The following is a 12890-nucleotide window of genomic DNA, read 5'->3' as shown; positions in this document are numbered from 1 at the left end:
AAAGGAGAGCAAGCAGTGTCAGATTTAATCAACAGCTGTGAATACTTGTGGTTTTAGTCATGTAAATAGATCAACGATGCTTTACTAAATCGTCTCACCCTGAGTAAGCAGTGGTTGAATAATAGAGTCAACCACTGAAGGTTCAACAAAGCATCTCGTCATTATTGTCAAAAGAATTACAATCTTGGTTATTATAGCAGAGGTTTGGGGAAATGAAAAAGAAGTTAAGTTAGAAAATACAATAAAGAACAAACGAAAAAACGTAGGTAAAAGATAGAAACAAAGAATTGTCTGGAGAGTATTAGTCAACAGCGACACTCATTTTTTTGATAAGAAGAGTGCGATTCCTTTATCTATCAAGCCTCAATCTCTCAATGAGGCTGTTCAATAAGGTCTTGCGCTAACTACTCGAGGTGTCTTGCTTGTTTTTATTTCTTTTATTTTTTATAACAATCTTTTCAGGGTAAGGTAAAAATGCTGAAATGGTGGGGTGGAAGGAAGGTTGTAATCTAGAATTGTTATGTTATAATACGCCTTGCGGTTCATCAACCATCCCGCATTAACAAAACTAGGAGAAATGAGGAATAGAATATGGAGAGAACAAAGAGTAGGCAACGACTGATGGTAGTCGTTATTAATGGGTTGATCATGGCCTTATATCTAGCGTTAACGATTTTGGTAGCACCTGTGTCTTCGGGGCCAATCCAATTTCGTATTTCAGAAAGTTTGAATCATTTAGTTGTATTCAATCGAAAATTATTATGGGGTGTCTTAGGTGGCGTGATTGTTTATAATGCCATTTATGGTTTTGGTGTCATGGATGTGATTTTCGGTGGTGGTCAAACACTACTTGCATTAGGACTAACGGCACTTATCCAAAATAAAGTGAAAAATGTCAAAGTGCGCTTAGCATTAAATACAGTGTTCTTTACAATCAGTATGTTTATGATTGCTTATATGTTAGTACCAACTGGCGGTCAAGCGTTTTGGACAACGTATGGTACACTTGCGTTAAGTGAATTTATCGTGATGGCTGTTTCTGCGCCATTGATGTATTATCTAGACCAAGCAGTGAAATTCAACGATCGTGTATGATTGTTTTTAATCGAGTAAAAAAGCCAGGAATTCCAAAAGTCGTAAATGATTTTGGGATTTCTGGCTTTTTTGAAATATGATTTTTCGAAAAATAGTTAGTAAATATCAACCACTAAACAGGTTTTTATTTATCAGTATCTTGTAAATTTTCAATTTCGATCACTTTGTAATTTTTCTTTTCTAAGTGATTGACGATCGAATCACAGACACTTTTTTCTGTATGAGCTGGTAGAGTGATCAAGGTACGACGGATGTATTCATCTTTTTCGATATCCAAAGTGATACAACTAGCAATGCTACTATATTTTGCGATGATTTTTGAAATCGCCGCTAAGTCACCTTGTTTACCTGTCGAAGCAATCGTCAAGACGTAGCTTCCTTGTTCTACGCTCCAAGACTGAGACAACATACCAAGTAAGGTACTGTGTGTCAAAATCCCATAGAAATGGTTTTGGCTATCAAGTACAGCAATGTATGGAAGCTCTTTGATCGTAAAGAATACTTTAAAGAAAGAAGTATCTAAATAAATGAATTTTGTTGCGTTTTTCAATAGATGAGTGACTGGTAAAGTCATATCGCCGCCATTTGCTTTGTGACGATAGATGTGCATTTTATAAATATTCCCACGGAAAATATTTCCGGAAGTATCAAGAATCGGTACACAACGGTAACCGGATGTTTCTAAAATTTCTAGTGCTTCTTCCAAGTTGCTTGTCTCAGAGACGGTAGTCAAATCTTTTTTCTTGTAAACAAGAGTTTTTAATAGCATAGTCATACCTCCAGATTGTTCATTTTTAAAATCCTTTAAGTAATCATATCATAACTAAAATAAAAACAGTAGAGCGTATGATCACTAATTGACATAAAATAATTTACATGATAATGTAGTATGGTATAAATTTGGTTTTCAGTGAGGAGGGGAAACGGATGGCAAAGAAAAAAGCGGCATTAGCATGTTCCGTTTGTGGTTCTCGAAACTATACTAAGTCGATTAGTGAAGGAAAAAGCGGCGAGCGTTTGGAAATCAACAAATTTTGTAAATATTGTAATCAATACACATTACATAAAGAGACAAAATAACAAGGAGGAGGCTTACGATGAAATTTCTTAAAAGTGTAAAAGATGAAATGAAACAAGTGACTTGGTCAAGTAAAAAACAATTACGTAAAGATACACTAGTCGTTATCGAAACGTCGATCATCTTCGGACTAATGTTTTTCGTGATGGATACAGCGATCCAAAGTCTGTTTGCATGGATCTTGCAATAATTCAATAAGTTTATCTAAATAAAAGGCGAGCTATCCATGATTATCAATCAATTGGAAGCTCTATTTTTTTTGATAGTAACCGTGAAATTTCAACAAGTTTTTTGTGAATTATTGATCATTCTTTTGCTTTGCTAGTTGATAAGTAAGGAGGAACATATGGAAGTTCATGAATTATTAAAAAAATGCGTGTTGACAGAGGCATCTCTCAAAAAAAGCTAGCCGATGGAATTGTTTCGCGGGAAACGTTAGCTAAATATGAGAATGGGAAAAATCATTTACCATTATTAGTCTTTTTAGAATTATTAGAACGCTTGAATATGACGATCGATGAATTCATGTTTTATCTTGATGGAGATAAAGTATCTCAAAAAAATTTGAGTTTGAAGAAAATATTCCGGAATCTAGAAAAAAAATAGTGGTGCAATCAATTATCAATTAAAAAAACTAGCCCAAGAAGTAGAATACTCAGATGATTTAGTCGTCATAAGAAATTATCTTGCTGTCAAAACTTATAAGTGGTATGAGGGAATCGGTGGTGTAAAAAAATTAAATAAAAAAGATACTAACTATCTGAAAAGATTATCTGATTATTTAGAGAAAATCGATGAGTGGGGAAGATTTGAAATGACGACTTTTGCTACTCTCATCTATTTATTTGAAACAAGTTACATCAAACAGCGATTGAAAGAAGTAGAAAAGAATGTGATGAAAAAAGGAGAGTTGGAGAGCTTCCATTCCATATTATCAGGTATTTATAATAATGTGTTTTTACTGATGATTGAAAGAGAAGAGCTAAAATTAGCTAAGTATTATTTGGAAAAACTATGTGAGACTCGACGTAGAATTATTTTTCAGCGAGAAACTGAAATATATCATCGGTTTTATCAACTTGTACTTGCGCACATCGAAGGAGAGGCTGTCAGTAATAAAATAAAGGATTTTATTATGGGATTAGAATTGATTGGAGCGAGCAAGTTGAAGAATGAATTTTTAGCTGATTTACATAGATTTGAAACACAATACGAGATTGAACATATTTTTAATATATGAGGCTAAAAGAGATTTCTTGTTTGCTTATTTAGGGAGAGTTTGAACTGATCGGACTATCTGAAAATGTAGATATGTATTGATTCATACAACATGACTCTTATTTTGAATGGTTTTCAAAAGTATCCTTTAGTATTTTTACTTCTTTTTCTAAAGATGAGACTTTTAAACTTAAAAAGAAAACAGTGAGACAGGAGAGAATCAAGGCGAGAGAATCTAACCAATCAAAAACCGTTGCAATGAGTTGTCTAATTGTTTCCATGGGGATACCTCCTCTCGTAAAGTTCTTTAAAGCTCAATAAGATGCCTTATGACTATAATTGTACATTGTAGGAATAAATAATATTGACATGGGTATGTATTTTCCTATGCCTTTTCGCTGAATAACAAAAAATAAAAAAATTTATTGATTCATCTTTATAAAATAAGCTTTTTAAGGAATTATTTTTTTTCAAAAAAACAGTAGATAATATAATTTCTGCACCAAAATAAGAATAAATAACGCTTTTTAAATTACTAGAGAACTAAAAATAAGTCACTAGTAAAAACCAGCAAACGGTGCTATAATCAAAGAGAGGAAAAGCTTCGGGGAACTGAGGTTTTTTTATTTTACAAATGAAATGAGGAGCCTTCAATGGAATCTTTTGAAAAAAATTGGTATGTATTGCATACATACTCTGGATACGAAAACAAAGTAAAAGCAAATATCGAGTCACGTGCGCAAAGTATGAAAATGGCTGATTTTATTTTCCGTGTCGTTGTTCCTGAAGAAACAGAAACTGAAGTGAAAAATGGGAAAGAAAAAGAAATCGTTCATAAAACATTCCCTGGATATGTCTTAGTAGAAATGATCATGTCAGATGCTTCATGGTATGTTGTCCGTAACACACCGGGCGTTACAGGTTTTGTTGGTTCTCACGGAGCAGGAAGTAAGCCTGCACCTTTATTACCGGAAGAAGTAAATCATATCTTACGTTCAATCGGTATGAGTTTACGTCAAAACGAACTGAAAGTAGAAGTTGGCGAAGTTGTTAAGATCATCGAAGGAGCTTTTGCTGGATTAGAAGGTCAAGTGACAGAAGTCGATGAAGAAAAAGAAAAACTAAAAGTAAACATTGACATGTTCGGTCGTGAAACAAGTACAGAGCTTGATTTTGATCAAGTAGATAAAATCGACTAAACAGTGATCAGAATAATGGAGGAGTTGGGATGCCTAGTCATCTCAGCTCTTTTTTGTCTTGAATGAAAGGAGTGAGAAAAGTGATAAAACAAAATGAAGTGAATTTTAATCGGGTGCTAAGTGGCATGGTGTTGCTGGTACTGCTAATCCTCTCTGGTTGTCAAACGCAAGAAAACAAGAGCCAAAAAGAAACTGCCTCTACTGAAACAACGAGGACAAGCCAAGTAGAATCCGTAGAAAAGGGGAGTGTGCCTACCTTATTTGTTCACGGATATAAAGGAACAGTGAATTCATTCAAAGGAATGATCGATCGGTTAGAAGGAGAAAGCAAAGGGCAACAAGAATTGACATTGACTGTAGATACTAATGGGAACGTTCAAGCGCAAGGGGAGTTATCAAAAGAAGCAACCAATCCAATGATCCAAGTGCTTTTCGAAGACAATGAAAATAATGAGTGGAATCAAGCAGAATGGATTCGTGCATGTCTGGTTTATTTGCAGACAACTGATCAAATCAACAAAGTGAACATTGTCGGACATTCGATGGGTGGAGTCAGCGGCCTCCGTTATCTAGTCACGTATGGCCAAGAAACAACTTTACCGCAAGTTGAAAAGTTTGTAGCACTAGGCGCACCGTTCAATGACTTTGTGGATGATAGCGGTCAGAATTTAGCTGATTTACTCGAAAATGGGCCAACAGTGGTGTCTTCAAGGTATCAAGATTATCAAACAATGATAGGGAATCTCCCTACCGACACACAATTTTTATTAGTTGCAGGGCAGTTGAGTGAAGTAGAGCTAAGTGATGGAACTGTTCCGCTGAATAGTGCATTGGCAGTTTACGCCTTATTGAAACAACATGGTAACCCTGTAATGGAAAAGGTCGAAGAAGGTGAAGGTGCTTCACATAGTATGCTTCATGAAAATGAAGAAGTGGATCGAGAAGTTAGTCAGTTTTTATGGAATAGTTGAGTCGAATAAAAAGAGTAATTAACGAACGTTTTTGGGTGAATGTTCGGTAATTGCTCTTTTTGGGTTTCCAGAAAACCGATTTTCTGTTTCGTATGAGATGTATTCCTCGACACTTTTGATAATTAACTCGCATTAATTACTAATAATCGTTTGGCGGATAAACATAGATAACTAAAAAAAATAAAATGAATACGAGTATTTTTTGTATAAAACGGATAAACGCAGGTTTTTTACGATGTTTTTCATATAACTCATGTTTTTTTCTGAATATATTACAAAGTTTTCTTGAAAATGTTCGTATTTTTTCTTATAATGAGACAGAACACGAATGAGGGGGAGAACAATGAGGAAGAATGTTCCGTATTTGATCATTGCGCCAGGAACGATCTTATTACTATTTTTTATGATTTTGCCATTGGTCAATATTATATGGCCAACTATTTTTACTGAAACAGGTGCTAGTCTAAGTGCTTACACCAGTTTTTTGACAGATGATTTCAATTTGAAGATTTTTCTTCGAACAATTCGCGTTTCTGTCATTGTGACGTTGATTTCTGCCGTTTTAGGTATTCCAACTGCTTATTTTATTGCAGGTGTGGGTAAAAAGTGGAAAAGTTTATTGATGGCAATGACGATGTTTCCATTATTGACCAATTCAGTCATCCGTAGTTTTGCTTGGATCAACATTTTAGGAAGGACAGGAGTAATCAATAATTTCTTGATTCGCATAGGACTGATCGAACAACCCATCGCCTTACTATATACGGAGTTTGCAATTATTATCGGGTCTGTCTATTTATTCTTACCTACCATGGTCATGACACTTGTTGGCGTGATGGAAAATATTGAGAAAGAAACACTGGAAGCTGCCGAAACGTTAGGTGCGAGTCCGTTTAAAACGTTCTATAAAATTGTCATGCCGCTTTGTATACCTGGAGTGATCGTTGGCAGTATTTTAGTATTTACAGGCACATTGACGGCTTATACGACACCACAACTTTTAGGTGGGAACCAAAATATGATGATGGCGACTTTCTTATACCAGAAAGCATCGACTTTAGGTGATTGGACTTCAGCAAGTGTCATTGCATTGATCATGATCATCACGACTCTGATGGTGAATAAAGGATTGAATATGATTGCTGCACGTTTAGATCGGAGGGAAATGAATCATGCGTAAGCAAAAAGGGATGACGATCATCGCAGTATTAGTTTTTGCGTTTTTGTTTTTACCATTAGTGATTATTGTTGTAACGTCTTTTGGACAATCATCGACGATACAATTTCCGATTGATGGATTCTCATTAGAATGGTACAAGAAAGCACTAAGTTCTGAAACATTTATGAATAGCTTTAAATTGAGTTTAAGTATTGGCGTAGGGGCTACTCTGTTAGCTTTATTAGTAGGCGTGCCGACTTCTTACGCACTTTCTCGTTACCACATGAAGAGTAAACAGCTTTTTAAAAATTTCTTTTTGTCACCAACGATGATTCCGGGTATCGTTGTCGGCTATTCCTTGTTCCAATACATTGTGATCAAGTTTAACTTGCCGGTGATCCAAGCTTTATTGATTGGTCATTTTTTGATCAGCCTACCGTATATCATTCGCGTCGTAGGTTCAAGCATGGAGCAATTAGATTTTTCGATTGAAGAAGTTGCCTGGACGTTGGGTTGTACCAAAACCCGCGCTTTTATGCAAGTCGTCTTACCAAATGTTTCTTCTGGAATATTTGCGGCGTTTATGCTGGCTTTTGTCAACTCATTCAATAATGTACCAGTTTCAATGTTTTTATCTGGACCAGGAGTAACGATGTTGCCCACTTCATTGTTGAGCTACATTGAATATACGTATGACCCGACTGTGTCGGCGATTTCAGTAATGATCATGGTATTAACCGTTTTCTTGATGTTTATTATTGAGAAAACGTTAGGATTGGCTTCAATCGCTTAACTATTGAGTGAAGAAATCGAACCGTACTTGAGAATGACTGGAAACTATGAGGGGGAGAACCGTGAGTTTTGTAAATTTGAACAATATCCGTGTGAGTTATGACGGAAAACAAAATATATTAGAAGATTTGTCTATTTCAATGGAAAAAGGAGAGCTAGTTTCTTTATTAGGCCCCAGTGGTTGCGGTAAAACAACGACGCTACGTGTGATTGCTGGATTGATTTCGCCGAATGAGGGCTCTTTTGTTCTGGAAAATCAAGAATTAGTGAAAGTTCCTGTGCATAAACGTAATTTTGGTATGGTATTTCAGAGCTATGCGTTGTTTCCTCATCTAACGATTGCTGAGAATGTTGCTTTCGGTTTGAAATTGCGTAAAGAAAATAAAGCGGATATCGCCAAGAAAGTAGCAGATATGTTAGCAATCTGTGGCTTAGAACAGTTGGGTGATCGTTACCCGAAACAACTATCAGGTGGGCAACGTCAACGAGTGGCATTGGCTCGAGCATTGGTTATTGAACCTAAGTTACTACTCTTAGACGAACCATTAAGTAATTTAGACGCTAAACTACGTGTCCAAATGCGGATCGAGATCAAACGTATTCAACAACAACTTGGTATCACAACAGTTTTTGTGACCCACGATCAAGAAGAATGCTTTTCGATCTCGGATAAAGTCGCGGTCATGAATAATGGCGTTATCGAGCAATATGATACACCGGAAACAATCTATCGGCATCCCAAAACTCGTTTTGTTGCACATTTTATCGGTTTTGAAAATTTCTTTCCAGTTGAACCAATCGAAGGCATCCGCTATCAAGCAGCAGGGAATGTCATTGAGACACCTTATGAGCAACCGATAGCAGAACGATTAGTAGCGACGATCCGTCCCGAAGATATCGAGATTGCCTCTGATGCGACACATAACGTTGTAAAAGGTGAAGTGAAAGTCAGAACATTTTTAGGGAAAAGTTACCAGTATGAAGTGACAACGGCTTTAGGTAAGTTCTTAGTAAACGGTACGGATAAACAAATTTACCAAGCAGGGGATCAAATCAACCTGTATTTCCCAAAAGATAAAATCGTTCTTTTGGAAGATAAATAAGCAAAGAAAAGGGGAAAAATCAGTGAAAAAAGGCTTTCTAGTAAGTTCAGTAGTTTTAGCGAGTATGTTTGTATTGACAGCTTGCGGTGGAGGATCTGAAACTAATTCATCCGAAGCGAAAGAGTCAAAAGATCTAGTTGTATCAACATTTGGTTTAAGTGAAGATATCGTGAAAAGCGATGTAATGGATCCTTTTGAAAAAGAATTCGATGCGAAGATCACAATGGATCTAGGGAACAGTGGCGATCGCTTCAACAAATTAATCAGTAATCCTAGAGGAATCGACGTGATTGAGTTAGCGCAAGCGAACTCAGCGGATGGCGCTTCTCAAGAATTATTTGAAAAACTAGATGAATCAAAAATCCCGAATTTAGCGGACTTAACTGAAGGAGCGAAGGAAGTCTTTGATAGTGGTGCGGGTGTTCCGATTGCTGTAAACAGTGTAGGTATCGTTTACGACAGAGAAAAAGTTGGAAAAGAAATTACTAGCTGGTCAGATCTTTGGGATTCAGCATTAGAAGGAAAAATCTCGATCCCGGAAATTACTACGACTGCCGGTCCTTTGATGATGTATATTGCAAGTGATCATGCGGGTGTAGCGATTGAAGATGACAATGGTGAGGCAGCATTTGAAGCCTTAGAAGAATTGAAACCAAATATCGTTAAGACCTATGCAAGATCTTCTGACTTAGCAAACATGTTCCAAGCAGGAGAAATCGAAGCAGCGATCGTGATGGATTTTGCTTATGATATCGTCAAAGGAGATTCTGATACGATCGAGTATGTTGTACCAGAAAGTGGCACATATGCGAACTACAACACGATCAATATTCCAAAAGAAGCAGCGAATAAAGAATTGGCTTACTCATTCATCAACTATAGAATTAGCGAAGAATCACAAAAAACAAAGGCACTTTCATTAAATGAAGCACCGACGAATGATAAAGTGGAGTTGAGTGAAGAAGAAGCTGGTAATATGACGTATGGGGCAGTTGCTGATCGCGCAAAAAATATTGACTTTGATTTCGTGAATAGTCAAATGACTGACTGGATCGATCGTTGGAATCGTTTGATCAACCAATAAACATTTTCCTATAACGGGAAATCATTGAAAAAATAAACATTGGGGTGGTTGTGTCGGAAGCGCACAGCCCCCTATTCTTGTCTAAGGACAATAAAAGTGAGGGAAAAATGTGAAGATTGACTTACTGATTAGAGATGCACAAGTGTATAACACAGCCAAACAATGTTTTGAGAAGAAACATGTCACAGTCAGCGGTGAAAAATTTTATTACATCACAACAAAGGATCTGAGTCACTTGGAGATCCTTCAAGAAATTGATGGCCGAGGGAAATACATGATTCCTGGCTTGATTGACAGCCACATGCACATTGAGAGTTCAATGACTACGCCAAGTATTTTTTCAAAGGCCGTTTTACCATTTGGTGTGACTACAGTGATTGCGGATGCGCATGAGATGGCAAATGTTTTTGGGCTTGAAGGGTTGACTGAATTTATGGCTGCAGAAACGGAATTAGATATTTTCCATGCAATCCCATCGTCCGTTCCTTCCACTACACCTGAACTAGAAACTACCGGTGGCATCATTGGGTTAGCTGAAACAGAAAAGTTGTTAGACAATCCAAAAGTGATTTGTTTAGGCGAAGCCATGAATTTTCACGGCATTGCCCATGAACCAACTTCGCTGATTCGCCAAATTATTGACCTATGTAAAGAAAAACGTCCGACCATGCCGTTAGAAGGACATTGTCCTAAAATTTACGAAGAAGAATTGGCAGCATTTATGTATAGCGGGATTTCTTCTGATCATACGCATCAGTTTCCGGAATCCTTAGCAGAAAAAATTGAGAACGGCATGTTCATCCAATTCCAAAACAAGTCGATCACACCGGAAAATATGGCGGTGATCACAGAAAATGAATATTATGACTATGCTTGTCTCATCACTGATGATGTGATGGCAGACGATTTACTCACTGGTCACTTAAATGAAAATTTGAAAAAGGCAGTAGAGGCGGGGGTGCCGATCGAACAAGCGATCTATATGACGACTTATACGCCTGCACGTAGAATGGGTTTGAATGATCGTGGATTGATTGGACCTGGACGAATGGCTGATTTTATTTTGTTAGATGATTTATCCACATTCGCTATTTCTGCGGTCTTTAAATCGGGCAAAGAAGTCTACAGGCAAGGTAAGGCGATCACTTATCCAGAAAAAATCGAACAATTTCCTACTTCATACAGTCAAACGGTCCATTGTAAAAAGCTTTCTTTAGACGATCTAAGGTTGCCAGTCAAAACGGATTTGGCAAGTGTTCGTTGTAATGTTATTCGTAAACATGAGGTTGGTACATTTACAGAACGGATCACGAAGAAAATTCCGGTGAAAGATGGGTACCTCGATTGGGAAAATTCAGATTGCGCCTTATTGCTCGTGATGGAACGTTATGGAAAGAATGGCAATGTGGCGTATGCTTTGATGGAAGAACCCATTTCAAAACCAGGAAGTATTGCGACGACTTGGGCGCATGATCATCATAACGTGATGGTGATGGGGAATAACTGCCAAGACATTCTGCTGGCTCAGCAAAAATTGTTGAAATTACAAGGTGGCTATGTGGTAGTTAAAGAGGGCAAATTAACAGCAACTTGCCCGCTACCGATTGGCGGGATCGTTTCACAAGCGCCAATTGAAGAGTTAGGCCAAGACTTAAAAACTGTGCGTAGAGAAATGCAAAATCTAGGCTATAAAAACATGAATGAGATCATGTCGTTTTCTACGTTGTCACTACCAGTTTCACCTGCAATCAAAATGACAGATAAAGGAATGATGAATACGAAAACACAGGAATTTTATCCGCTGGTTTTTCCAAGTGATGGTGTTTTGTTATGAGTACACTGATAAAAAATGTCCACGTTCTAACGATGGATGATCAACTGACTGAATACAAAAACGGGTATGTACGGATTGAAGAAAATCGTATCATTGAGATAGGAGAATGGCAGGAAGGGATAGCTTCTGCGGAGGAAGTCATCGATGGAGCAGGCGGCATCTTGTTGCCAGGTTTTGTGAATACACATACCCATGCTGGGATGATTACTTTTCGATCTTTAGGAGACGATGTGCCAGATCGGTTACGACGGTTCTTATTTCCATTAGAAGCGTTCATGACGCCAGAGCTAGTGGCAGCAAGTACAGCATATGCAATTAGTGAAATGTTGCTTAGTGGTGTGACAGCTTTTTGTGACATGTATTATTTTGAAGATCAAGTCGCGCAAGTATGTGATCAGTTTAAGATTCGTGCGATTCTTGGTGAAACGATCATTGATATGCCTGTGTGTGATAATGTAGAGCCTTCTGGCGGCTTGACTTATTGTGAGACATTCCTGCCAAAGTGGAAAGATCATCCATTGATTACGCCTGCGTTGGCTCCTCATGCGCCGAATACCAATACCTATGAAGGGCTGAAGCGGACAGTTGAATTGAGTGAACGATTCGATGTGCCGATCACCTTGCATGTGGCAGAAATGGACTATGAAATGCAGGAATTAGTGAAGCAGTATCAACAAACGCCATTCGAGTTATTAAAAGACTTAGGTTTTATGAACAGACCGTTGATCATGGCCCATTGTATCCATATGACAGAAGCAGATATTGCCTTGGTCGCTACAGCAGGAGAGCAAGTCGGAATTGCGCACTGTATCGGCGCGAACACAAAATCAGCGAAAGGTATAGCACCAGTTAAAGCCATGCTGTCTGCGGGGTTAACTGTCGGGTTAGGTACAGACGGTCCAAGTAGTGGCAACACTTTAGACCTCTTTGCACAAATGAAGCTCTTTGCCAATTTCCATAAAACCTTTGAAAAAGATCGTGCGCTTTTCCCAGCGAAGGAAATTGTCCGTTTAGCCACTAGAGGTGGGGCGGAATTGTTAGATTTTAAAGAGACTGGTCAGCTTGTTGTAGGGAACAAGGCAGATTTTATTGTAGTTGAGACGCAGTCTGTGAATATGTTTCCGATTTTTGATCCATATTCTGCCTTAGTTTATTCAGCGAATGCTTCCAATGTGGCCCATGTATGGGTGGATGGCAGACAACTCGTACGTGATCATCAGTTAGTCCATCATGATTTTAAACAAATCAAAGCGGATCTCTATGAACAAATGGGGCAATTTGTGTTTGAAGCAAAGCAGAGGATGTAAGAAACAAACCGAATAACCATGGCAGCAAATTTGCTGCCATGGTTATTCGG

At 37.8% G+C, this 12890-nt stretch carries 15 protein-coding genes; 13 read left to right on the top strand and 2 right to left on the bottom strand.

Features of this window, described 5'->3' with window-relative positions; translation table 11 throughout:
• Window positions 1-591 precede the first annotated feature (591 nt).
• The gene (locus IGJ99_RS12450; protein ID WP_438770862.1) at window positions 592-1095 is read left to right on the top strand and encodes a QueT transporter family protein; all 504 of its coding nucleotides are present in this window, start codon (window positions 592-594) and stop codon (window positions 1093-1095) included.
• Window positions 1096-1219: 124 nt separating this feature from the next.
• Here IGJ99_RS12450 and cbpA read toward each other — a convergent pair whose 3' ends face one another.
• Window positions 1220-1864 (bottom strand): cyclic di-AMP binding protein CbpA, encoded by a 645-nt coding sequence (cbpA, locus tag IGJ99_RS12445; RefSeq protein WP_010734268.1) that lies wholly within the window; start codon window positions 1862-1864, stop codon window positions 1220-1222.
• Between the two features lie 158 nt (window positions 1865-2022).
• On the opposite strand from cbpA, the gene rpmG reads away from it, so the two are divergent.
• From rpmG to IGJ99_RS12425, 4 genes are all read left to right on the top strand, one after another.
• Window positions 2023-2175 carry a 50S ribosomal protein L33 gene (gene rpmG, locus IGJ99_RS12440; RefSeq protein WP_005878997.1) on the top strand — a complete coding sequence of 51 codons (153 nt, stop codon included), beginning with the start codon at window positions 2023-2025 and terminating at the stop codon, window positions 2173-2175.
• Between the two features lie 17 nt (window positions 2176-2192).
• On the top strand, window positions 2193-2363 hold the full coding sequence (secE, locus tag IGJ99_RS12435) for a preprotein translocase subunit SecE (protein ID WP_010734269.1): 171 nt from the start codon (window positions 2193-2195) through the stop codon (window positions 2361-2363).
• Window positions 2364-2545: 182 nt separating this feature from the next.
• Window positions 2546-2779 (top strand): helix-turn-helix domain-containing protein, encoded by a 234-nt coding sequence (locus IGJ99_RS12430; RefSeq protein ID WP_023520407.1) that lies wholly within the window; start codon window positions 2546-2548, stop codon window positions 2777-2779.
• Between the two features lie 7 nt (window positions 2780-2786).
• Entirely contained in the window at window positions 2787-3413 is a 627-nt protein-coding gene (locus tag IGJ99_RS12425) for a MutR family transcriptional regulator (protein WP_306795957.1), read from the top strand.
• 97 nt (window positions 3414-3510) lie between these two features.
• Here the strand turns inward: IGJ99_RS12425 and IGJ99_RS12420 are convergent, their stop codons facing one another.
• The gene (locus IGJ99_RS12420) at window positions 3511-3672 is read right to left on the bottom strand and encodes a hypothetical protein (RefSeq protein ID WP_010734271.1); all 162 of its coding nucleotides are present in this window, start codon (window positions 3670-3672) and stop codon (window positions 3511-3513) included.
• A 372-nt stretch (window positions 3673-4044) separates the two neighbouring features.
• On the opposite strand from IGJ99_RS12420, the gene nusG reads away from it, so the two are divergent.
• The 8 genes from nusG (at window position 4045) to IGJ99_RS12380 (ending at window position 12840) form a co-directional block, all read left to right on the top strand.
• A complete protein-coding gene (gene nusG / locus IGJ99_RS12415; RefSeq protein WP_010734272.1) occupies window positions 4045-4590 on the top strand; it encodes a transcription termination/antitermination protein NusG in 546 nt (181 codons plus the stop codon).
• A gap of 125 nt (window positions 4591-4715) precedes the next feature.
• On the top strand, window positions 4716-5561 hold the full coding sequence (locus tag IGJ99_RS12410; RefSeq protein WP_153830555.1) for an alpha/beta fold hydrolase: 846 nt from the start codon (window positions 4716-4718) through the stop codon (window positions 5559-5561).
• Window positions 5562-5904: 343 nt separating this feature from the next.
• Window positions 5905-6741 (top strand): ABC transporter permease, encoded by an 837-nt coding sequence (locus IGJ99_RS12405; protein WP_023520405.1) that lies wholly within the window; start codon window positions 5905-5907, stop codon window positions 6739-6741.
• Window positions 6734-7513 (top strand): ABC transporter permease, encoded by a 780-nt coding sequence (locus IGJ99_RS12400; protein ID WP_010734275.1) that lies wholly within the window; start codon window positions 6734-6736, stop codon window positions 7511-7513. Before IGJ99_RS12405 ends, IGJ99_RS12400 begins: the two co-directional genes overlap by 8 nt.
• Before the next feature lie 61 nt (window positions 7514-7574).
• Window positions 7575-8615 (top strand): ABC transporter ATP-binding protein, encoded by a 1041-nt coding sequence (locus tag IGJ99_RS12395; protein WP_010734276.1) that lies wholly within the window; start codon window positions 7575-7577, stop codon window positions 8613-8615.
• 22 nt (window positions 8616-8637) lie between these two features.
• Entirely contained in the window at window positions 8638-9699 is a 1062-nt protein-coding gene (locus tag IGJ99_RS12390) for an ABC transporter substrate-binding protein (RefSeq protein WP_023520403.1), read from the top strand.
• Between the two features lie 109 nt (window positions 9700-9808).
• On the top strand, window positions 9809-11533 hold the full coding sequence (locus IGJ99_RS12385; RefSeq protein WP_438748690.1) for an adenine deaminase C-terminal domain-containing protein: 1725 nt from the start codon (window positions 9809-9811) through the stop codon (window positions 11531-11533).
• Entirely contained in the window at window positions 11530-12840 is a 1311-nt protein-coding gene (locus tag IGJ99_RS12380; protein ID WP_438770861.1) for an amidohydrolase, read from the top strand. The genes IGJ99_RS12385 and IGJ99_RS12380 overlap by 4 nt, the downstream gene beginning before the upstream one ends.
• The last annotated feature ends 50 nt before the right edge of the window (window positions 12841-12890 follow it).

It is taken from the genome of Enterococcus sp. AZ095b, from assembly GCF_051714725.1.
In the GTDB taxonomy this organism is placed as follows: Bacteria; Bacillota; Bacilli; order Lactobacillales; family Enterococcaceae; genus Enterococcus_B; species Enterococcus_B pernyi.
This window is presented reverse-complemented; position numbering and strand designations above follow the sequence as displayed.